Source organism: Croceitalea marina (genome assembly GCF_042684265.1).
Taxonomy (GTDB): Bacteria; Bacteroidota; Bacteroidia; order Flavobacteriales; family Flavobacteriaceae; genus Croceitalea; species Croceitalea marina.
The window spans coordinates 148,747-172,160 of sequence record NZ_JBHULB010000005.1; the positions used below are offsets into that span (position 1 = coordinate 148,747).

Sequence of the window (23,414 nt, forward strand, 5' to 3'; positions counted from 1 at the left end):
ACTAATTCAATTTCTTTAATTTAATATTTTCCCAGCGCACTTTAATTCCGCCACCATCGTGAATTTGTAGGGCAATAGCACCTTTTCCATTACCTATCTTTTCATCCACCAGATTTACCATTTCTACTCCGTTTAAATAGGTGATAATTGTAGAGCCTTTGGCAACGATGCGCATAGTGTTCCACTCGTTCATTTTTAAAAATGCTTCTTTTTCGGCTTTAGGTTTTATGAGCCAACCTCGCCCGTATGATTCATAAATTCCACCAGTATGCTTTCCTTGAGGTGCTACCTCAGCTTGCCAACCTGTAACTTTGGTACCTTCAAAAGTAGACCTTATAAAGACACCGCTATTGCCATCAGCTTCTTGTTTGAAATCTAGGGTCAATTCAAAATCATCATATGTTTCCTTTGTTGATAGATAGCCATAAGCTTGGTCAGGTCCGCTTTCGCATATAAGATGACCGTCGGAGACATACCATTTTTCGGTACCATGTACAATCCAACCATCCAAGTTTTCTCCATTGAATAGCGAAAGCGTTTTTTCTTGCCCAAGTGAAAAATTAGATATAAAAATTATGCTGATAAATAACAGATTTTTCATGTAAATAGTTGATAGTGAATTTTTTCTAAAAATTGCTTAAAATAATTTTTTAATAGTAATCTTTTTCTTACATATTTAGTATCTTAGGGTTATAAACTTAAGCCTATGCCTGAAATTACTACAAATTCTTTTTTGCAAGTTGGCCCTAAAAAACGTAAGTAAAACATAGATAGATGGTTTGTGTTATCTATTATTTTTATGGCATTGGGCCTAATACTAGCTTTTTTAGCATTGCTTTTACCTAATAAATTTTAATTTCTATAAATCAAGGCGTTTCCAAACTTCTGTTTGTCACTGGCAATACTTAAATCCAAAAGAAAACCATTGATTATAGCATACTTTATTTTACTGTCTTTCTCTAAAAAGAATGTTGGCTCTTTTCCCGGAGAAAGGTTAAAATCAGGTAATTTAAAATTCTCCCCAACCAAATGAACTGGCTTTTTTACTGCGAAACCGTTTTTGGGTAAATGCGTCTTTACGAATGCTACCCCTGATTTATGAAGATTTTTTGTGTCTAGTTCCGTTCCATTTTTATCATCTGTGACTTTTGGAGCTACAATGGTATAGCCGGTAGCATCGAAAGTTTCATAACCATAATAGGTTGATAGATCACCTTGGTCTACAATTGTGCTTTTGTAATAAAAAGTATTGTGGTCTGCAAAATCTATTTCTTGCCTGTTAATACCTAAATCGAGAATGTATGGTTTGCCTGAAATCTTATATGTTACATTTTCAATTTTCAAATCAAATAGCTTTCTGTCATTCTTTGGTATTTTTTCATAATCCTCAATTGGAATATCTACATAACTTCCTTTGGCTATCGTGTACAGTGCCGACAGAATCGATACGTAATTTAATTTTCGTATTTCTTGCTTTTCAATATCATTTGTATATCCGCCAGATTCTATAAGAATTAAGCTTGTACCCCATTTAGCAATATTGTCACCAAAAGCCCTGGGCTCAAAATCATCATTATAACGCCCCACCTGACCCGGTGCATAATTTTGAATAATCTCATTCATGAAAACGATAACTTTCATGGCGTTGGCCCGTACATCATTTATATCTTTTTCATAATTGTAAGCGGTAGCCAAATAGGATATGGATGCCGGCTTTTCGGTACGCTCAGCATTGTAATAGGTACTTTGATCGTGTAAATTGAAGCCAAATGCAGCATCTAAACTATCACGAACTCTTTTCAATGCTCTGCTCTCTGGTGATTGCAAACGTAAGGCATCTCTATTAATATCTACTCCCAAAGCGTTTCGTCTTTGAAATACTTCAGCCCCATCAGGATTCAACATAGGCAGAAAATGCAGGGTAAGATTGTTGAGAATTTCCCTCTTCTCCTTTTTCAAATCCCCACTTTTGAAAAAATTCAAAAGATCAAAAATTGCTTGGGTTGCTGTAGGTTCATTACCATGCATTTGAGACCAAAGAAAAATATTAGTCGCGCCTGAGCCTAGCGATATTAGATTTAAATCACGCCCTTCTATTGATTCACCTACCTTTTGAATCTTGAACTTAGAGTTCGTTCTAAATTTATCGATTAGGGGTTGTAATTCGGCGTGCTTGATTCTTCGATCATTTAAGCTTGTTTCCTTATAGTTATCATAGGATTCGTAAACAGCTTCAGTAATATTCTGCCCCGTTAGTGTCGAAATGCTTAAAATTATAGCACTTAAAAGAAGAAGGTTTTTGTTCATTTCAGTTTTTTATTGGAATCGGAGTGAAATTAAAATTTTTAGTTGCTTGTCGTACTTTATACATAAAATCTTTTCCAGGATCAGTTTTCTTCGTTCGATAGCCCTCATCTGATTCTAACCAAAGAGGATGCCCTTCAAAATTTGTATACTCATAATGGCCAATTAGAAATTCGATATCATATTTTTTTGCCAAGTACCTAACCAATTTAATGTTGGCTTTTAGTTGCTCTTCCGTTAAGGGTGAATCTTCGGTGCCACCTACATTCTCTATACCTATTGAGCAATGGTTTAGGCCAATTACATGCCTACCCATATAAGTTTCGGGCATCATTCTATAAATACTACCATCTTTATCGACCAAAAAGTGGGTTGAAACATTTAGTCCGCTCACATTTTCAATATCTTGTCGCCAATTGGGTAAGGTGCTTTCATAAAATGCATCGTAAGAGCCTTCAAAAGTGGGTATAGCAGTCCAGTGCAATACAATCATACTTGGGTTTATTTCAATTGTATTTCTTTCTAGACCGTACCGGTTCTTTAAATAGTCTTTTGTCAGGGCTATTCGTTCCGCATCAAATTGAATAGGTTTATCAATAATTTTATGATTGACTCCGCAACTGTAAAGGATTAGGATGATACCCAAAAGAGCTACTTTTCTCATTGCTTGTTGATTTGAACTAGTGAATCTTTTGGAAGCGCATAACAAATAAAGCGTTTTTGCCTTCCCCATTCACGGGCCTTTTTAACATCTTTTCCCATATAAATATCGATCCTATTACGCCATCTACGGTTCATTTTATCCTTTACATAAAAAGTATCCGGTAGTGATTCAATAATCATCATCGAGTTATGCTTTATACCCAAAGCTAGTAAATCTCGAGAAACCGCTACCACTTTCATTCCTGGTTTTAGCGTATCTCCCCATGCCGCAATATTGGGGTCTCCTTGTGTTTGCCAAGAAACCGAATTATAAGCTGAAACAGTAACTTCTTTGCCGTACCAATCGAATTTTTCTTGTTTGATTTCTTCTTTGGCCCCACAAGAGAGCAAGCAACAGCATAATCCGATATAAATAGTATTTTTTGTCAATTCATTTCTTTTATGAAAAGTACTCTAGGCTACATAAAATCTTTAAGAGCGCTGAAGTAAGTTGTAAACTCTGGTCTACTTCTGTAATTTTGTAAAGCTATGAAGAAAGAAAAAAAGCCCGATTACGTTGTATTTGACGAAGAAACGCAATCATATAATAGCAAGCTACTACCCTATTCAAGTAACCTTGCTGCTCCAAAAATTACACCGCCAGACGTAACTTCTTGGAAAAACACGAACATCGTAAGTGCAAATAATCAGTTTAAAGCTAAATACGAGGCCATTCAGGACGAGTATGAGCGTATGATGCAAGAATTTGAGTATAATGCCCTCGTCTACAATGCCAAATTTAATTTTGAGCCTATTGTTGGTAAGATATATCATCTGTATCGGTCTAGAGACGAAAGCACTTTTTTATCCCTTATTTTGCCCAATGAATGTAATTTTGAACATTTAGGAACCTTTAAGTTGGGACCTGATAAAACTTGGGAGAAATTATAGGCCAGGCAAGGGCACGTAGCTAGAATCGGTTTTCATCATCGGAAAGGTTTTGTTCTGCCATTCTTTTTTTGCATTTTCTATCCTTTCTTTTGATGAAGAAACAAAATTCCAGTAAATATGGCGCTCTTCCTCAAAGGGTTCGCCACCAAATAATAGTATATGTGAATTGGGTTGAAGTTCTATTTTGCACACATCTTCTACTTTGCTCACCAAAATATTGCCTTTTGTAACTAGTTCATCGCAGGCTTTGATTCTTCCTTCAACAATACATATGCCGATTTCACCTTTTAACTGGCCAGCTATATCTAAAGCATAAAAACCTCTATTCTTTATTTCTACCATAAATAATGGGGAAAAGACCGGTACGGGAGATTTTCTGCCGTAACCTTCGCCAGCAACAAGGGTGAAAGAAGTACCGGCTTCTTCCCATTGGGGCAGATCCTTATTGGGAATATGGTGAAAGCTTGGGGCAATCTCTTCTTGTGATTTAGGCATGGCCACCCAAATCTGATATCCATGAGCGGTAAACTCCTTCCCATTTCTTAATTCTTGTGGGGTCCGTTCGGTGTGGGAAACCCCACTGCCAGCTGTCATCCAATTAACAGATCCTGGTTTTATAAGTTGTTTTGTTCCTAAACTATCTTCATGCATTAACTCCCCTTCGAGCATAAATGTTAGGGTAGATAAGCCAATATGTGGATGTTGATCTACATCCATATATTGATCAGGGCCAAGTTTTGTCGGGCCCATATGGTCTATAAAAATAAAAGGACCAATCATTCTTTTCTTGCGGAAAGGAATTAATCTACCGACAAGAAAATCACCGATATCCCTACTTCTTTCTGCTATTATTAGCCCAATATTTGACATGCAATATGATTTCTTATTTTCGTGATAGGAAGTTACAATTTTCTATTTTGATGTTATGAAAATATTCAAGAGGGTTTTACTGCTACTAATTCTCGTTGTCGGTATTGTTTTTTATATCAACTATCCAAAACTGAATATGATTTCGGGCTATGCCGCCAAATACTTGGCCTCAAGTGTTTTGGTTGGTAATCGTGAACCTGAGTCCGTCGTTGCAAACGATTTAGATATGCCGCTGGTAAGATTGGCCACTACAGCATATAACATTGAGGAAGCTTCTGCATCGGCCAGTGTCTATGGATTAATGGGAAGAAAAGCTATCGATAGGCAAGGTTTAGGAACCGTTTTGGTAAATCGTCATTATCCAGAAGGCGAAATATATATACAACCACAGCGTGATACTACATTCATCACAAAACCATACCCTTATGGGCATCTAAAACCTAAAGACACTGTTTTTTCCGAGGTTGATTATGAACAACTGCAAAAAGCGGTGGCCTTAGCATTTGATGACAATGAAGTGCAAAAGACACGCACACTTTTGGTGTTATACAAAGGCCATTTGCTTACAGAAAAGTATGTAGATGGTTTTACAAAAGATACGCCAGTACTCGGTTGGTCAATGACCAAGAGTATATTGGCAACATGTTTTGGTATTCTTGAAAAACAAGGAAAATTGGAAATGAATTGGCCAGCTCCAATTCCGGAGTGGAAGAATGATGAACGAAAAAAGATTACTTTAAACCATCTATTGCGCATGCAAAGTGGATTAGAATGGAATGAAGATTACACTACTATTTCAGATGCCACAAGCATGCTTTTTTTAGAGTCTGATATGACGAAAAGCCAGCGAAATAAAAATGCTATTGCCAAACCTACTGAAGTTTGGAATTACTCTTCGGGCACGACGAATCTCTTATCTGGAATTTTAAGGCAACAGTTTAGAACCCAATCAGAATATCTAGATTTTCCGTATGAAGCTTTTATTGATAAAATTGGAGCGTACACAATGCTATTGGAAGCCGATTTGGGAGGCAACTATGTAGGTTCTTCCTATGGATGGGCCAGCACAAGGGACTGGGCCAAAGTAGGACAGCTATATTTGAATAAAGGACGCTGGAACGGAGAAGAACTTTTCAATGATGACTGGGTAAATTACATTACTACCCCTACACAATTTTCTGAAGGAAGATACGGCGCCCATTTTTGGCTCAATAGCGGCGGTATCTATCCTGATTTACCCAAAACACTCTATTCGATGAATGGTTTTCAAGGGCAGTATGTCTTTATTATTCCTTCAAAAGACCTTGTTGTTGTACGTACCGGTTTGGCAGAGAATCCGATTTTCGACGTAAATCGCTTTTTATCAGCGCTTTTAAAAGCAACTCCGTAGTTGTTTATCTATTAAATAGCGGATTTAACTTAGCATACCACAAAAGGTAGCTACTTCACAACAATAATTTCACACAAACACAGACCTTAGCTACATTTACACCGTAATAATCGAGTAAATAATTTTTTCATTTTCATATAGTGTTCTCGTAAAAGGGCCTTTGTCGAATAGACGGGGCTCTTTTTAATTTCAGACCATTTGGCTAGCATACTTTAAATCGTATACATCCCAACCGTCTTTTTAGTTCAAAAAGTTAAAAAAGAACATAGACCACAAAAGGTAACCACTTCACAACAATAATTTCGCACAAACACACGCCTTGGCTACATTTACACCGTAATAATCAAGTAAATAATTTTTTCATTTTCATATAGTGTTCTCGTAAAAGAGCCTTTGTCGATAAGATAAAGGCTCTTTTTAATTTAGGTATACCTTCGATTTAAAAGGATATCCCTTTCTTTTATAATGATGTGACTTTAGATCTAATCTCGTTTCTAAACTTAAAATACTGTAGATGAAATGAAAAAACTGGTCTATTTAGGTTTTCTATTATTTTTTGGGTTGGGCATCCTAAACGCCCAAGATTCTACGGACACATCTGCTGACGACAAGGCCCAAATGAAAAAAATTGCACGCGCAATAAAAGAGGCTCAGAAAGAAGAGAAAGTCGCTAAAAAAGCGGAAAAGGAATTTAAAAAACGGGAAGCCTTAAGAAAAGACATCAATAAAACGGAAAGTCGGATTAAATCGGAAACTTCAAAGCTTGATAAACTAAATGCTAGATTGGAGAAAAGAAATACTCAAATGACTCTTGTTGAAAAAGAAAAAACAGAACTAAAAATTGCCAAAACAAAGGAACAACTGGAAAAACTTGAAGCTAAGCTCTTAAAGCTGAAAAAGAAGCTTTAACATTAATCTATGGGATCCATTTATCTTCCCCAAAATTTGGCTTACGCTTTTCTAAAAAGGCATTACGGCCCTCTTTAGCTTCATCGGTCATATATGCTAGTCGAGTTGCCTCACCAGCAAAAACCTGCTGCCCTACCATTCCATCATCGGTTAAATTCATTGCGAATTTTAGCATTTTTATTGATGTGGGTGATTTTGCCAAAACTTCTTGCGCCCATTCATAGGCAGTAGCCTCTAATTCGGCATGCGGTATAACGGCATTGACCATGCCCATTTCAAAAGCCTCTTGGGCCGAGTAATTGCGCCCTAGAAAGAAAATCTCCCGAGCTTTCTTTTGCCCAACCATTTTAGCGAGATATGCTGAACCATATCCTCCATCAAAACTAGTAACATCGGCATCGGTCTGCTTAAAAATAGCATGTTCTTTACTTGCAAGGGTCATATCACAAACTACATGTAAACTATGCCCGCCACCTACGGCCCAACCGGGAACAACAGCAATAACTACTTTTGGCATAAAACGGATCATACGCTGTACTTCTAAAATATTCAAACGATGCTGCCCATCTTGCCCTACATAACCTTGGTGTCCCCTAGCCTTTTGGTCACCACCACTACAAAAAGACCAAATTCCATCCTTAGTAGATGGCCCTTCACCAGAAAGTAGTACTACTCCGATAGAAGTATCTTCTTGGGCATCATAAAAGGCTTTTATTAGTTCACTAGTGGTATTGGGTCTAAAAGCATTTCGAACATCAGGGCGGTTAAAAGCGATACGAGCCACACCATTACTTTTTTTATAGGTGATATCGTCAAACTCGATAGCAGTTTTCCAGTTGGCAGTTTTCATTAGGCACTTATTTTTTGTGGATTACAAAATAACGGAAAATCCTTCTCAAAGTTGGCAGCAAGCTAAGAATAACATTAAGATATCGGAGTTTTACGATTTAATTCACGAAATTAGTAGTTAACTAGGTTAATCATTTTTCAAAGAACAAAACATATGGAGAGCAGAAGAGACTACTTAAAGAAAATTGGACTTGGGGCGTTGGCATTAAATCTGCCCCCAATATATGCTTCTGAAAATGAAAGAATAATAGACATAAGGTTAGACACCGATAAGATATATTTAAATGCCAATGAAAATCCATATGGTCCGTCACCATTGTCTAAAAAGGCTATGATGGAAAGTATTTCAAACAGTAACCGTTACGGTTGGTCACAAAAACCAAAGCTTATCGAAGCTATTGCAGCATACAATAAGGTGGCTAAAGAAACTATTATACTAGGATCTGGCTCTACCGAGATATTAAACTTAGTGCTTCATTATGCTGCACAACAAAAAGGGAATATTGTTACAGCGGATAATACCTTTAATTTTTGGATGTCTCCTGCAAAGAATCTGGGATTGGAAAAAATCAGCGTTCCACTTACTGCCGATAAAAAGAATGATTTAGGTGCATTAAAAAAAGCGGTCACGTCAGAAACTCGATTAGTTTATGTATGTAACCCTAATAACCCAACTGGTACAATAACCGACAGTAATGAGTTGCTGAATTTTGTACGAGAGGTATCAAAAAATAGACTTGTATTATTGGACGAAGCCTACATAGACCTTACCGATCAGAAATCTTTAAGCACCTTGGCCAGTGAGAACGAAAACCTTATTATAGCAAAAACCTTTTCTAAACTTTTTGGATTGGCCGGAGCACGAATCGGTTATGCGGTAGCACATCCAAAAACTATTAAGAAGTTAAGCGGACTGCAGTCTTGGAGCAATGGTGATGTAAGTGTGGTGTCTACTGCGGGGGCTTTGGCAGCTTTAGAAGACGTTAATTTTATCAAAGATACTTTTGAATTGAATGCTAGCGCACGATCCTATTCTATAGCACAGTTCGAAAAATTGAACATTAAATGCATCCCCTCACATACCAATTTTATCTATTTTTCTTTAGAAAATTATAAGGGGCAATTCTTTGAAAGGCTTAAGGCAAATAACATTGTAGGTACTCGAATTTATGAAAAAGAAGGGAAATGGTCTAGAATCACTGTAGGAAGACTTGAGGATATGAAAACTTTGGTAAGAGCTTTAAGTTAAGGACTATTACTATCTGGACTATCATCTCAATTCTAATGAAATTTTTATAACTCAGCGGAATATAGGTTTATGCAACTATCATTCAATAAAATAGGGTTCGTGCTTTTTACCTTTTGTCTAATAGCTACAAATTTTTCGTGTACTACTAAATCTTTAGATGAAGTAAAACCAATTCATTTAGATGATATCCATTTTATTGTCACCGATGAGGAAGCGGCGGTTACGTTCTTCCAAAAACATTTTGGTGCTAGAGAGATGGCTCATCCTGGCGAAAGGTTTGATTTGGCACGTTTTCTATCCCTAAAATGGCAAGACCCCACAATCACCATAACTTCTATCGGCCCTTATAAAGACTTGCCAGTTGAACGCAATCAACGTTGGCTTAACGCAGAGGTCATTTCACCAAAAGCAGAAAAATCAAAACCTGTTTATGGTGCAAAATGGTTGGCACTAGCAGTACCATCGATAAAAGCTGCGCTTAAAGAACTTCAAGAAGAAGGAGCTGTAATTTCAGAGTATAAACTATCATTGCCCTTGGAACCTGATACCCCAGCTTTCAGTATTTATGGCCCCGATGGCTTTGAAATTGTTATAGTAGAGCGTACAGAGAAAGAGTTTGGAGCTGCAAAATATAGTATTGATCATATTCAATTTCTTGTGGAAGACGTTGAAGAGACGAAAACTTTCTTTGAAAAAATATATAGTGCACAATCTGCAATACAAGAAAACGGCACAATCAGTTTAAAAGTTGCCGATGCAAATCTTATACTATCGGCACCTAAAGTATTTGATATCAATCCAAAAGATGTTTCTTTCAGAAAAAAGGAAGGGACCATTCGGATTGGCCTAGATCACCTTGGTTTTCTTTACGGTGATGTTAATAAGGCTGTTGATCAGGCAGCTTTACAAGGATATTCACCGATTTTTTCGCCACAACGCTATATCTACAAGAATAAACCAACAGTCTACACCTTCACGGCATTTTCAGCTCCAAATAATATAAACATAGAAATGGTTCAGGTTGATGGTCGTGTTGGACCACATTCCTATTATATGGATTAAGTCAAGGTGAGTCAGCTTTTATCCTCATCATAAATTAGTAATCTCTTAGCTAGACCATTTGCTTTTTTAAAGGGGATAAAGTCTTTATCGGCTAAGGACCAATATTGCATGGCTATATCTAAATATTCACGTGCTTTTTTCTTGTTTTCATTCTCAAGAATAACCGCCATTCTGTAATAGTAAAATGGTTCATCTGTTTTCTGCTCAATTGCCTTTTCGATGATATCTTTAGCAGTTTTAATATTCCCATTTTTAAAGTAAATATCAGCTAAAAAATAACCGGCGTCTGCTAATAATTTTTTTATCCGACCCTTATCTTCTTCTAAAATTGTGAGACATTTATCATAATTGCCTAATCGATACGAATTAACCAGCTCAAAGTATTCCTCAAAACCATCACCAAAAGTCTTGTAATACTCGCCGCAAGCAAGAAACTCTTCATCCTTTATTTCCATATCATATCCTCTAAATAAAGAACCTGCCTGAATATTACATTTATAGGCAATTTTAGATTCTGGAGAATACTTACTTACTTCCGTAAGGAGTTCGTCAACTTTTTCTGGTTGATTTATAGATTGATAAAGGTCGCATTTTACCGATAAGGTTCTGGTCAACATCACATTTAATGGCGTACGTTTTATACCGAGCTGTTCATAATCTGCATATACTTTTAGAGATTTATCTACTTGCCCGCGCATTCTCAAAAAGTAACCTTTAATCCACAAAAAATTAAGACTATCGGAAAGTGTGGTAGATTCTTTTATTCCCTTATCTATTCTGTCATTAGCACTTTCAATATCTTGGTTTTTAAAATCTAAATAGGCCAACCTAGTCTGTACAGTAGTATTCAGGGGGTCTATAGTTTCTTCTTCTAAAAGTATTTCTTTTGCCTGCGCTATTCTACCTTGCTTTTCATAAATATTGGCATACTTCATTCTATCTTGTTCCCTATCAGGAAACTCTTTGCTAAACCTATTTAAGGTTTCTTCTGCCTCTATATAATCTTCATTCTCTACCTGTAAATTGTATAGCGTTAACAAGCCTTTTTCAACATTTCCATTGGCTATAGCTTCCTTTATTAAGACCATTGTACTGTCTAGGCCATAATTGGTTTTATAAAGAGGTAACAAACGCTGATATGGGCTAAATTCATACGGAAACATTTTTCTACGCATTTCTTGTAGTTTAATGTAGGCATCCATATTGTTACTAATACCATAGAGCATTTCTTTAAGAAAAAACTGTAGCCTTTCGGGTAATGACGCCCCGTATTTAATTGCCTTTTTTGCAGATAATATGGCCTCATTTCTTTTGCCCATTCCGTAAAGTGGATCTGCAACATAATAATGACAAACAGCGCATGTAGGATCTAATTCGACTGCTCTTTTTGCTAAGCTTATGACCTCTTCTAAACCCGTTGGGTTTTTATAAAAAGTAATGCGCGATTGCGTAAAATACTCAAGTGCCTCTATATTTTCAGAAATTAAAGTCGAACTGGGCAAATCAATTTGACTTTCACCAGTTTTTAAAGGATTTGGGATTTTATCATAAATCTGTTGCTTTATTTCATCTATGGCTACATATGGATCAGCATTTTGCACGTTTATTTTAACTACGATTTTACCGTTTTTTGAACTATATAAATCTCCTGTAAAAACAAATTGTCCATCTTTTTTGGTAAAGGATATTCTAGAAAAATAATCATTTCGTGATTTTTGCGCTATTTCGCGTTGCATGCCAACATTGGGTACTGTAAAAGCAGGAAGGCCTAATTGATCATAATATGGATGCAACCCATATTGCGAATAGGTATAAAACTCTGGTCGCTGATCCAGCGTTGTGGACAATAAATAAGACAAAGCCACCCCCAACCAATCTTGTTCTTCATTTGTAGTAAGATTTTCAAATTGAAAGCAGGCAATGGTTTTAACCTTTTTTAGTGATGGTACGAATGCTTTAATTTCCTTTCCCTCTTCATTCGTTAATTTTACAACCTCCGTTTGTTGCGTAGTATCACCATTGAATAATAGACCCGCTAGTACGAATGCTATAATTACATTACCTATAATCAAGTATTTTGGCCATTTTATGGTTCCAGAATCTGTTTTCGGGTTTAATTGGTCACTAAAATATATTAGCACAGTTATCGCCGGAACTAATGTAAACCACACCAATAAATATTTATCAACCAAATATTGGCTTAAGTCATAGCGGGTAGTTAAAAATTCTACAAATTGAAGAAGACCAAAACCTACGGCAAAATAGGTTCCTAGATATTGTGGGACCTTTTTATCCCACAACTGCTGTATCCATGTCTTATTTGTTTCTGAACTCATATACTAGCTTATAGGTGCTAAGATATATAAAGTATGTAATTTGAAATGGTACTTTATTGTAATTAAATTTTAACACCAAAGTATTCTAAACAAAGTTTAGTAGGTTTAGTCCCTACTCATAAATTATGGGCTTTAGACATTCCTTAAAAATAGAAAAAGGCCTCTTAAATGGAGGCCTTTTTACTAAAAACGGTACGCTAGTTATTGGGCCAATTGCCCCAATTGCTGCAATGCCCTGCTTTGTCGGTTTTCTCTACCACTCTATTCACTCCAGAATATCCAGCATTCATAAGTGCACGCGGAGAAAAATGTACTTTACCATTACTTTCTGTAATTGAAACCTTACCAAAATGAGCTTGGCTTAGTGCATGACCTGTTTCGTGCAATGCTACAGTTTCAAAATCTACGCCACCACCAGTAGCAACCGTATCTTGCCAGTTAAAAGCATCATTGTAATAAATTTCTTTAATAGCTACATCACCTACCCCATCTTCATTAATATCTTCGATATAAGTAAGTGTAAAAGTAACCCCCAATATAAAAGAACCACCACCTGGTGCAACCAAATCAAAAAAGTCGCTTGGCAAAATTCCCGCTTGTACGATTATTCCTGGAAAAAAACCATTACTACCACCAAAGCCAAAAAACACATTCGAAATAAAACCAATATCGGTTGGAGATACTCCAAAGTTAGGAAGTTCAAGTCCATCGGAGCAAGTAACTTCATTCCATGTGTTCATTACATTCTCGATGGCCCCAAAAGTATTTAGTCCAGATGCTGTTGTTAATTGTGTGCCATCTATGATATAGGGCACAGTTTCCCCACCTGCATTTCTTGGGTCATTAGGGACGAAATCAGAGCCCAGCTGTTTATTTCCTGTATCGCTAAAAAAGACGGTTCTACCTGCAGCATCAGCGCTATAGTATTCCATTTTTTCTAATTGAACCCCATAAGGTATTAACAGTGCATTAAGTGCATCTGCTCTTGACTGTAGTTCAGAGAACTCATTTTGCTCAGTATTGTTAGCCTTAGCGAATTGCAGGTTAGAAGTTTTTAAATCTAATTTAGCAATTGGAGTTGCAGGAGGTAGTTGAGCAATATCAACCGCCACCATATTTTTCATGGATAGATTTACAGTTTGTAATTCAAGATTCTGTGTTTCTTCCTCAACCTCACAGCTGAAAAGAAGAACCCCTGCAAAAGCGCAAGCGAATAAGGTTTTTTTCATTTTAAAAGAGTTTAATTGATTATTTCGGTCTTAAATTATGATATATTTTTTTAATAAAGGATATTTTGGCAACGAAATTACATAAGGCATCTTGAGCCAAAATTCATAGGGTCTTTCTATTCTTTTCTTCTATCCATTTACTCATATACTTGGTACTTGCCATTGTTTGATGCATTAAAAGAGCGCCAAAGAAATTTTTAGAGCGGTGGGCTTCTAGTTGTTGGCTGACCAAATCAATTTCATGAAACAAAATAGGTATGAGTTGCTCTTCGGAAAAATGATTTTTTATGGTATTGAATCCTGATTTTTGAACCAACAACCAAGCTTCCTTATTGCAGTAGGTTTCAATTGCTTTTTGAGCAAAATCAGTAGGCTTATCATAGTAGTCAGTGTAGTTTGGGATTCCCTCTGCTCCTATTGCGGTTGTTATGGTAGGGGTTCCATTTCGCATACCATCGATTACTTTTCCTTTTAGTCCGGCGCCAAAACGTAGAGGGGCCAAATTGACTTTGGCTTGCTGCATTGTTTCATCCAAATCTTCGGCCCATCCATGGACATTAAATCCTTCAGAAGGCTTATTCATTTCAGTGACCTGTTGTGGTAAGTAAGCACCATAGATATTAAGATTGCTTTGTGGTAATTCTTGTCTAATCAATGGCCAAATAGAAGTTTTAAGGTATTTAATGGCATCTAAATTCGGAGCATGTTTTCCATTACCAATAAACAAGAAATCTTTTCGCTCCTCAAAGCTTGGCAATTCTTGTTTTTTTTCATTTGCCGCTGCTTCCACCATAAAGGGTAGTGTAAATAGCAAATCCTCAGGAATATGAAATACGGTTTTAAGCAACTCGGTTTCTGTGGGTGAAATCAAAAGCGTTAAATCAGAACGATAGATACTGGCAATTTCTCGTTTAGCCATATCATTCTCCATCCACTTTTCTGTAGTGAACTCCTCCCCTTTTTTATGACAGACTTCCCTTGTGTTTCTTAGTGAATGCAGGTCTTCCGTATTTAAAATACGAAGGGCATTAGGTACGGATTCTACCACCCGCCAGCCAAACTGCTCTTCTACCATAAAACGGTCAAATACTACTATATTAAGCTTAAGTTTTTTGATGAATTCATCAAAAGAGCTATCATTTAGTTTAATTGTGGTTCTTGTAATATCTAATTTAGAAAGATCCTCAGAATAATTTGTTTCCTGCGCTGTACAAGCAAAAATAATATCAAATCCCTTCTTTTTAAAGCTAGTTAGTAGTTGTAGCATGCGATGGCCAGCCGCGGTTGTTTTTGGCTCTGGCCAGACAAAACCGATAAAGAGAGCTGTTTTCATGTGTTAAGTTCAAAAAACAAATTCAAGCTCAAATACAAGTGACAAAAAAGTACCACACTTATAAGCGTGTAGTTCTCTTTACATTAATGCTGCAAACTTTTTTGAGATATTAGAGCGTAACTTTCGCTCATAATCTTCTTCGAGCCATTCTTTATAGTTCTTGGTGTTGTTCATAATACAATAGGAATATTGACGTACTCTAAATTGAATTTCTTCCTTTAAAGATTTTGCCAAAATACGAGCGTCAAAAACATCTTCGCTATTCTCAAAACATATTTGTGCGTGCTGTTCTATACTCTTCTCAAGCACCAACTTAGACTTTCCGCCTTGGGCGAAAACTTTTTTATATTCCTCTTTAATATTGAAATGGATATTTTTTGATTTGCTGAACTTGGCTTTAAGCTCTTCGGGCATTTCATAGATAAATTCACGTTCAATCTCCTCGTCGTTCTTAATATTTTCTAGATAGAAGTCTGGAAAATGAAATATCTCTTGCCAATCTAGGGGTTCATCCCAAGGACCAAAACGGGCAATATTATTGCCCATGTCAATAACATTGAACTTCTTCTTGTTCGCTAAAACTCGAGATCCCCTACCAATCATCTGAAAGTATAAGGTCAAAGACCGTGTTGCTCGATTAAGGATAATCGATTCTACCGTAGGTTCATCAAAACCGGTAGTCAGTATACTAACCGAACTTAGAATAGCGTCAGGGGTGTTAGAAAACCACTCAAGAATTTCTTTTCGTTCAGCTGCGCTGTTTCTATTATCTAAGTGTCGAACGTTATAACCAGCTTTTTTGAAGGTTTCATAAACATAATGAGAAGTGTTGATGCCATTGTTGAAAATCAAGGTCTTGGTACCTTTCGCTACTTCTTCATAGGCGGTAACCAACTTACCCAACATGCTTTGATTACCATAAAACTCGTCTGAAGATTTTACGGTATAATCACCATGTATACCAAGTTTAAGGCTCTTTAGGCTAACATCATAGTTATATAGTTCGGCTTTGGATAAAAATCCTTTTTCAATCAAAGACTTTATAGATTTACCCACTATCAATTTTTTATAGTGGTCCTTCATCGGTAATTTGATGTTTGAACTTAAAGGGGTAGCCGTAACGCCAAGTATGGTTGCCTCATCAAAATACTTAAATAGTTTTCGGAAAGAATTATAGTGTGCTTCATCAATAATAACAAGGCCAATATCCTTGATTTTTATTTTTTCTTCCTGTAGCCTATTATTAAGGGTTTCTACCATTGCAACAAAACAGGTAAACTCATCTTGGTCGTCAAACTCTTTTACCTCACTGTTGATGATCTTGTTTTTAACCCCGAAGCCATGTAGCATTTTAGAGGTTTGTCTGCTAAGTTCTATACGGTGCGTTAATACAACGACCTTTTTTTTGGTCTGCTCAATATAACGTCTCGTAATTTCAGAAAAAACCACGGTTTTACCACCACCTGTTGGTAGTTGATATAATAAATTGCTGCCTTTCGGCATACCATGCAATTCTTTAAAGATTCTTTTTAAATCTTCTAATTGGTAATCGTAGAGGTCTTTTCTTGCAACTTCTTTTTCTACTTCCAAAAGGCTATGTCTCTTGATTAGTTAATAACAAACCTTACAAAATTATGAGATTTTAATCCTACTTCTAGGCTCTTTTGCAGGAAATATTCCAAATACTATTAACAATTATATTCCCCTTAAAAAAACATCCTGTTTTTTGGCGATGCTCATAAATTTTTGATAATAAAGCCCTAGGTCATTAGGAAAAATGATTCTAAAAATGTATAATGAGGATTAATACTTAAAAAACCTAAAAAACGCATGAGGCAACTTAAAATCATTAAACAGGTTACCAATAGAGAATCCAAATCCTTAGATAAGTACCTACAAGACATTAGTAAAATTGATTTAATAACTGCCCAAGAAGAAGTAGAATTAGCACAAAGAATACGCACTGGCGATCAAGTTGCCCTCGAAAAGTTAACCAATGCGAATTTACGATTTGTTGTTTCTGTAGCAAAGCAATACCAAAACCAAGGTTTAAAATTGCCTGATTTAATCAATGAAGGAAACGTTGGTTTGGTTAAAGCGGCAAAACGATTTGATGAGACCCGCGGATTCAAATTTATATCTTATGCCGTTTGGTGGATACGCCAATCCATACTTCAAGCTTTGGCCGAACAATCAAGAGTTGTTCGTTTGCCATTGAATAAAATTGGTTCAATAAATAAAATCAAGAAGACATTTTCATATTTAGAGCAGGCCCATGAGCGACCACCTTCTGCGGAAGAAATCGCAAAAGAACTCGACATGACCGTTACCGAGGTCAAGCAGTCACTTAAAAATTCTGGGCGTCACGTTTCTATGGACGCTCCTTTAAAAGAAGGTGAAACTTCAAATCTCTATGACGTCATGCGTGCAGGAGAGTCTCCAAAACCGGACAGGGAATTGATGCATCAGTCTTTGAACACGGAAATTAATAGAGCTTTAGATACGCTTTCACCGCGTGAGGCAGATGTGGTTCGTTTATACTATGGAATAGGGCAACAACCTTCTATGACCCTAGAAGAAATTGGTAGTACGTTTGATTTAACAAGGGAACGTGTTAGGCAGATACGGGAAAAGGCAATTCGAAAATTGCGGCATAACTCGAAAAGCAAAATCCTAAAAACATATTTAGGGTAATAAAAAAGCCGTCAAGATAACTATCTTGACGGCTTTTTTATTGTAACACTAAGCGCTAAGAACAATTCATTTGGGAAATATTGTAATCTGTTAGAATTTCATTTAACTTGTTAATGAAATTCATGTAGGCTGTATTTTCGTTATTTTGGTTTTCCATAGTTTAGGTTTTTGTGGGGCAAAAAAGGCTACAGGTAATCCAATTCAGCTAATTCGTTCAAACTTAAAATTTCGTTTAGTTCTTGTAAAAATGCAAGGTATTCCTCACCGTAGGTATCGTATAACATTTTAGATTAGGTTTTAAATTTGGGTCATTTTATTAACACTGTAAACTTATCTCAAAGTTCATAAGGTGACAATAAAATGTGGTGAACTATCGTGAAAATGTTGTGAATTGATCGATTTACTAAAAACTTGTTAAAACAATGGTTTTTGTGTAGTCTGTATCTTACAGAAAAATAATTTTCTAAGGTTTGTCATTTCTATATCAAGAAATAAGATGCTAAAATCATCACATATATAGGTCCTTATACACTAAGGCATTTATGGATGATATGAAATCGCAATAAGGAGCATTTATCAACGTTTATCCTATACTATAGTTGCTTTTAACGTATTATTTTCTACCATGAAAACGCTCATTATAAATTCAATAAAAATATTACTATTATTCATCTTGTTGATTTCAGGCCCAATTCTTAGGGCCAACGATTCGAATACTATAATTGAGCAATCCGAAGAAAAGGGATTGCTTAAAGTGCAGAGCCACAGTTTTAATACAAAGAAAAAGAGTGCATTTTCATTAAATGGATTAACGGAACAAGTAGAAAGAGGTTTGACTATTGTTCATTTTCAAACAAATGAAAAACTGGAGTACCGTACTTATGATACACATGGTAGTGAAGACGAAGCCTTGGCAATGACTGAAATTTTAAAAGAATTGTTTACCAATAAAGCCTCTTTTCTAATGCTAGCACATGATTCTGCAGCAAAGGGTTTAGCGGGAAATACTTCAGAACTAAATAAACTTGGGCTCTCGAAATTAAGCATGATAAAAAGTAGACAAGCGTATATTATGCACAATCTTAACGGAAAAATTGTTGAAGAAATAAATGATAGCTCCATTGACTTAAGAATCCAATTGTCAAATACGATAAAGGATAGCAAAATCTACTTTCCTAGAGAGTTATATATCTTTGAGCCTAAGATTGACAGATACATTGCGCATGCCGGTGGTGAAGTGAACGGTATTAAATCTACAAACACTAAAGACGCCCTTGATGAGAGTTATGCCAAAGGCTTTCGCCTTTTTGAACTTGATATTATTGAAACTTCAGATGGTAAACTTGTAGCGGCCCATGATTGGGGCATGTGGTCTAGATTTACCGATTTTACCGGGGAACTACCTCCAACACATGAAGAGTTCATGAAACATAAGATCTATGGAGATTACACTACCCTGGATTTAAAAGGGATCAATGATTGGTTTTCGGCGCACCCGGATGCTACATTGGTAACAGATAAGCTGAATGATCCTATAGCTTTTGCAGAATCTTTTGTAGATAAGGACAGGCTAATCATGGAATTATTTAGCGTGATGGCCACAGAAGAGGCCGCAAGCCATGGACTGAATGCCATGATTTCACAAATACCTTTTATGAGTATTAAAGGAGATAAACTAGATTTTCTAAAGATCAATAATGTCAAGTACATTGCCCTGTCTAGAAGAATGATAAAGAGAGAGAAGAAATTACTATTACAGCTGCGTGATGCAGGTATAAAAGTATATGTCTACCATGTAAATTTTGACGCTGGCAAAGATGAAAAGTATGTATATGATAACGAGATAGGTCTCGTTTATGGAATGTACGCCGATAAATGGGCATTCAGCAAAGAATAACAATTGAAATTTATCTCAGTTAGACTTTTAAATCTTTATATTATAGGTAAGTCCTGCGGTAATGCCCCAAAAGAAACTACCAGAATCAAATGCAAGTTCTTGCCTTCGTACCTCAAGTCTAGTTCTGTATATATTTTGATTGTTCTTACTGGTAAATTGATACTCAAGCCCTAATCTTTGTGATTCAATAAATAACAGGGTTTCAGCAAGTAATACATCACCTGCAATAGTTTGTCTTAGTTCTGGTGAATACCCCACTCCAAAACTAAATCCATAATAGTTCTCTGCATCCTTAAGGTATTTTCGCGTTAATATATTCGCAGATATGCGGGTAAGGTTATTTGGTCTTGGTGTTATAAAAGAGCGTAAAGAAAAATAATAGTTGCCACGATAATGACCAATAGAATTGGTAATCGCGGTTACATTTCTTGTTTGTGTTACAATATATCTACCACCTGCCGAAAACTCAATGGCACCAGGTAAGTTTACATAAATATCTCCCCCAGCTTTATGTGATGGATAAATTTCGTCGTTAGAATACCCATAATTTAAATAGGCATAAAAGCGCTTTAAAAATTTGGGGTAGAGGTCGATTTCATATTGAAGACCGTTTCTCCCAGATCTACTGATGTAGTTTATTCTTGGAATTATACTTCCGATTTCTGTTCTGTGGTTATATGATATATTAGAAAAAAATATTGGTTCGTAGCGTTCATTGAACATGGTATAGGCATTATCAACCCCTAGCCTACTCTCAGTAACACCCTCCCTTTTAATCTCAGATGTGGCTATTCCCTCTTTGCTATCTACTTGTTTGCTGTTTTTTGACTTTTTATACCTGTTGTGGATTTTTTGATTGGTGTTATGCCAACCCAAATCTGGATAATCTCTATTTTGAATACGATTGCTGGCCAGTTGCTTTAAACGGAGGATTTCGTTACTGTCGATTCCTTGGAAAATGGCTTTGTTCGCAAGGCCTAAGGCTGTCATATTTTCACCTGCGTAAAGTTCATTCTTTATCGCAGAAATCCAATACTGAGAATTATTTCGTTCTTGAACCAGTAATCCATTAAATATTTTTCTAGCTTCTTTATATTCTCTGCTCCAAGTATAGGTTTTGGCCAGTAATGCTTTCGCTTGAATGTTCCCAGGTTCTTCATTAGTTATTTTAACGAGAATAACCTTAGCCGATTCATGTTTTCCATCATAAGCCAATTGATGGGCTTTTGGATAGGATATATCTGTTTCATTACTAGAAACATCTTGACACCATCCTACAAATGATATCATCACAAAGCCTAGGTACAGTATGTTTCGTAAACTAATCATTATCTAAGGCTGCAACTATTTTATCGTTTTCGGGTTTTTTGAATGTTTTTACGCCCGCTTTTCTGGCTTCCCGTTTTGCTCTCGCTATTTTATCGGAAATCATATGGGCACTAGAACTGTTCTGATTTACTATGTTGATTAATTCTAATGCGTCCCTGTGTCTTCCTTCCCAAAAATAAACGTCAAAAAGTGCTGCATAAGAATCTATATAATTTGGGTTTACCTTAATACAAGATTTAAAAATTTCTATAGCTTTCTCCCGATCTCGCTTCCATGCGTGTACTCGTCCGCTAAGTATTTTAGTATCTATGTGACTTGGCGATTCAGACAGTACATAACGGCAAAGCAGAAGTGATTTTTGATAGTCTTTTTCAAAAGCTAAATCTCTAGCTATCATATAATATCTATCATAATTTTGTCCATTATAAAGACTATTTACCCAAACCATTTCACTCTCTGTGAATTTTTCCTTTTTAATACTAAAAATGGCCAGACTGTCAGGAATTATTTTATTGTTCGTGGTCACATAGGCATTCATAGACTTGAAAGCCTTTAGTTTGGCTTTTATGTCTCCGCCACCAAAAGAAGAACTAAGATCCATATTGGTATCTATTTTATATACAGCGCCATCGGAATATAGTTTGTCACCGCTTACATATTCTTTAAGCTCATTTTTGTTTCGCATTAAAGGAATATTCTTTTTTGATCTAAACTTTTCGTTTGTATCTAAAGCACCACCCATCCAGGCAACTTTTTTCGGCATTTTTAACTCATAATGTCTTTCAAGTAAACTCAACAAACTTGGGGTTACATCAAAGTGTGAAGAGATGGCACTTATCTTTCTGGTCTTTTTCAAAAGAGGACTGTACATAATCAAAGGCACATGAAACCTACTTAAGTTATTCCGCTGCGGTATCGGTATCAATCTGTGGTCACCGGTAACAATGAATATGGTGTTGTCATAACCTGGCTGTTTTTTATATGATTCTAAGACAAATTTTAAAGCATCATCGGTATAAAGTAATGTTGCAAAAACATTGTCATTTTTTCTGATGACCTTCATCTTTTTGCCATCATGCTTAAGACCTGGCATTATTTTAGCCACTTCTTTCTCATAATGTTCTTGATTCGGGGGTATAAAGGGCTCATGATTACTAATGGTCATATAGGCCTCAATTCTGGGGCTACTGCCATCTCGCTTTAAACTCATACTCTTCTTGAACAATTCTTTATCAGGGTATCCCCAAGAAGAACCTGCAGCATCTTCTTCTTGCATGGTATAGTTAGCGCCAAAACCTGACTTATCCAATACAAAGTCTAAATTCTCACTTAGCAAAAACTTATCCACACCATCAAATGAGCTATTGGTGCCTTGATAAAAGGCCGTTTGATAGCCGTTATTTTTTAAAATACTGAATAGGGTAAGCTTATTAGGGTATTTTTCAAGCTCCATAAAGCCGCTCTTGCCAAAAGGCAATGACCCTAGTAGTGAGGGTAACACTCCAAAAGTTCTCCCCGTATTGCTGAGACAGTTTTCCCAATACAGTGATTTTTGGCTTAAAGAATCTAAAAAGGGAGTAAACCCACCATATTCTGCACCTTCACCGACAAAATCTCTTCCTAGTCCTTCTACGATAATAAAAACAATATTTGGCTTTTCTTCTTTAAGGTTAAAGAATTCACCCAATGGGTTTTCTGCTGGTTGCGGCTTAATTAAAGGATACTCAATGTCTGCGTTATATGAGGTGTCCTCTGTTGAACTATTGTAGATATTAAGTGCAAGGTATTGACTTTTATTTTGATTTATCGGCTTTCCATCTAAGTACAGGGTCGAAATGAAAAAACTGAATAGGATAATTGTAAAAGGATACATTCTACCGATGTAATGGTAATATTTTGAGGTTACTTTATATAATCCGAAATATATAGCGATGATAACGATAACACCGATAAATGGCAGGATAGAGACCCCGCCAGAGTTAGAAATCGTCATTTTTATATCTGAAAAACTGTATCCTAATATATCGGAACCTAAAGGAACCAAAACTGTACAGTAATAACTTATTAATCCAGCTTCGATTATCAGTAAAAAAGCAATAATCACAAAAACTAGATTGAACCCATATCTCGGCCGAAAGTTCTCCCAAAAGTTAAAAGGAAATACGAATATCAAACCTATTATGGATGCATAACCCAATTGGTGTGCAACTGCAATAAAAAAACTACCACTAAATATGGTGTCTACGACCCCCTTAAAATAAAGCGTTGCATATTGATATATGGATAGTAGCAATAAGGTACCAAAGAAAGAGATGATCAATCTTGTGTATTGCTTTAAGGTATATCTATCTATCGTACTTGTATTCATAA

At 36.2% G+C, this 23,414-nt stretch carries 19 protein-coding genes; 7 read left to right on the forward strand and 12 right to left on the reverse strand.

The genetic code is table 11. The features are described 5' to 3' along the window. Position 1: 1 nt before the first annotated feature. The 4 genes from ACFSQJ_RS01640 to ACFSQJ_RS01655 all read right to left on the reverse strand — a co-directional run bounded on the left by ACFSQJ_RS01640 (position 2) and on the right by ACFSQJ_RS01655 (position 3,396). Positions 2-601, reverse strand: coding sequence for a 3-keto-disaccharide hydrolase (locus tag ACFSQJ_RS01640; protein ID WP_377765026.1), 600 nt, complete (start codon positions 599-601; stop codon positions 2-4). Between the two features lie 251 nt (positions 602-852). Next, entirely contained in the window at positions 853-2,307 is a 1,455-nt protein-coding gene (locus tag ACFSQJ_RS01645; RefSeq protein ID WP_377765028.1) for a M14 family zinc carboxypeptidase, read from the reverse strand. Between the two features lies 1 nt (position 2,308). Continuing rightward, the gene (locus ACFSQJ_RS01650; RefSeq protein ID WP_377765029.1) at positions 2,309-2,968 is read right to left on the reverse strand and encodes a peptidoglycan recognition protein family protein; all 660 of its coding nucleotides are present in this window, start codon (positions 2,966-2,968) and stop codon (positions 2,309-2,311) included. Next, the gene (locus ACFSQJ_RS01655) at positions 2,965-3,396 is read right to left on the reverse strand and encodes a 3D domain-containing protein (protein ID WP_377765031.1); all 432 of its coding nucleotides are present in this window, start codon (positions 3,394-3,396) and stop codon (positions 2,965-2,967) included. The genes ACFSQJ_RS01650 and ACFSQJ_RS01655 overlap by 4 nt, the downstream gene beginning before the upstream one ends. A gap of 99 nt (positions 3,397-3,495) precedes the next feature. Between ACFSQJ_RS01655 and ACFSQJ_RS01660 the strand changes: the two genes are divergently transcribed. Beyond that, a complete protein-coding gene (locus ACFSQJ_RS01660; RefSeq protein WP_377765033.1) occupies positions 3,496-3,897 on the forward strand; it encodes a DUF2452 domain-containing protein in 402 nt (133 codons plus the stop codon). Here the strand turns inward: ACFSQJ_RS01660 and ACFSQJ_RS01665 are convergent. Beyond that, positions 3,892-4,767, reverse strand: a complete 876-nt coding sequence (locus ACFSQJ_RS01665; RefSeq protein ID WP_377765034.1) for a pirin family protein — start codon at positions 4,765-4,767, stop codon at positions 3,892-3,894. The genes ACFSQJ_RS01660 and ACFSQJ_RS01665 overlap by 6 nt on opposite strands. Before the next feature lie 55 nt (positions 4,768-4,822). On the opposite strand from ACFSQJ_RS01665, the gene ACFSQJ_RS01670 reads away from it, so the two are divergent. After that, positions 4,823-6,157, forward strand: a complete 1,335-nt coding sequence (locus ACFSQJ_RS01670; protein WP_377765036.1) for a serine hydrolase domain-containing protein — start codon at positions 4,823-4,825, stop codon at positions 6,155-6,157. Positions 6,158-6,676: 519 nt separating this feature from the next. Further along, positions 6,677-7,066, forward strand: coding sequence for a hypothetical protein (locus tag ACFSQJ_RS01675; RefSeq protein WP_377765037.1), 390 nt, complete (start codon positions 6,677-6,679; stop codon positions 7,064-7,066). A gap of 7 nt (positions 7,067-7,073) precedes the next feature. Here the strand turns inward: ACFSQJ_RS01675 and ACFSQJ_RS01680 are convergent, their stop codons facing one another. Then, entirely contained in the window at positions 7,074-7,916 is an 843-nt protein-coding gene (locus tag ACFSQJ_RS01680; RefSeq protein WP_377765038.1) for a 1,4-dihydroxy-2-naphthoyl-CoA synthase, read from the reverse strand. Positions 7,917-8,069: 153 nt separating this feature from the next. Between ACFSQJ_RS01680 and ACFSQJ_RS01685 the strand changes: the two genes are divergently transcribed. Continuing rightward, positions 8,070-9,164 carry a pyridoxal phosphate-dependent aminotransferase gene (locus ACFSQJ_RS01685; protein WP_377765040.1) on the forward strand — a complete coding sequence of 365 codons (1,095 nt, stop codon included), beginning with the start codon at positions 8,070-8,072 and terminating at the stop codon, positions 9,162-9,164. 69 nt (positions 9,165-9,233) lie between these two features. Beyond that, positions 9,234-10,226: a VOC family protein gene (locus ACFSQJ_RS01690; protein ID WP_377765041.1), complete on the forward strand. Its 993-nt coding sequence runs from the start codon at positions 9,234-9,236 to the stop codon at positions 10,224-10,226. 11 nt (positions 10,227-10,237) lie between these two features. Here ACFSQJ_RS01690 and ACFSQJ_RS01695 read toward each other — a convergent pair whose 3' ends face one another. From ACFSQJ_RS01695 to ACFSQJ_RS01710, 4 genes are all read right to left on the reverse strand, one after another. Further along, positions 10,238-12,562, reverse strand: coding sequence for a tetratricopeptide repeat protein (locus ACFSQJ_RS01695; RefSeq protein ID WP_377765043.1), 2,325 nt, complete (start codon positions 12,560-12,562; stop codon positions 10,238-10,240). 197 nt (positions 12,563-12,759) lie between these two features. Continuing rightward, positions 12,760-13,791: a hypothetical protein gene (locus tag ACFSQJ_RS01700; protein ID WP_377765044.1), complete on the reverse strand. Its 1,032-nt coding sequence runs from the start codon at positions 13,789-13,791 to the stop codon at positions 12,760-12,762. Positions 13,792-13,894: 103 nt separating this feature from the next. Beyond that, positions 13,895-15,124: a glycosyltransferase gene (locus ACFSQJ_RS01705; protein WP_377765045.1), complete on the reverse strand. Its 1,230-nt coding sequence runs from the start codon at positions 15,122-15,124 to the stop codon at positions 13,895-13,897. A gap of 78 nt (positions 15,125-15,202) precedes the next feature. Next, complete coding sequence (locus ACFSQJ_RS01710; protein ID WP_377765047.1) at positions 15,203-16,714, reverse strand: DEAD/DEAH box helicase; 1,512 nt, start codon at positions 16,712-16,714, stop codon at positions 15,203-15,205. Positions 16,715-16,954: 240 nt separating this feature from the next. On the opposite strand from ACFSQJ_RS01710, the gene ACFSQJ_RS01715 reads away from it, so the two are divergent. Together ACFSQJ_RS01715 and ACFSQJ_RS01720 are read left to right on the forward strand one after the other, a co-directional pair. Further along, complete coding sequence (locus ACFSQJ_RS01715) at positions 16,955-17,818, forward strand: sigma-70 family RNA polymerase sigma factor (protein WP_339334431.1); 864 nt, start codon at positions 16,955-16,957, stop codon at positions 17,816-17,818. Positions 17,819-18,443: 625 nt separating this feature from the next. Beyond that, a complete protein-coding gene (locus ACFSQJ_RS01720) occupies positions 18,444-19,715 on the forward strand; it encodes a hypothetical protein (RefSeq protein ID WP_377765048.1) in 1,272 nt (423 codons plus the stop codon). Positions 19,716-19,742: 27 nt separating this feature from the next. Here ACFSQJ_RS01720 and ACFSQJ_RS01725 read toward each other — a convergent pair whose 3' ends face one another. Both ACFSQJ_RS01725 and ACFSQJ_RS01730 read right to left on the reverse strand, forming a co-directional pair. After that, positions 19,743-21,005, reverse strand: a complete 1,263-nt coding sequence (locus ACFSQJ_RS01725; RefSeq protein WP_377765050.1) for a YaiO family outer membrane beta-barrel protein — start codon at positions 21,003-21,005, stop codon at positions 19,743-19,745. Between the two features lie 31 nt (positions 21,006-21,036). Continuing rightward, positions 21,037-23,412, reverse strand: coding sequence for a sulfatase-like hydrolase/transferase (locus tag ACFSQJ_RS01730; protein ID WP_377765051.1), 2,376 nt, complete (start codon positions 23,410-23,412; stop codon positions 21,037-21,039). Between the last annotated feature and the right edge of the window lie 2 nt (positions 23,413-23,414).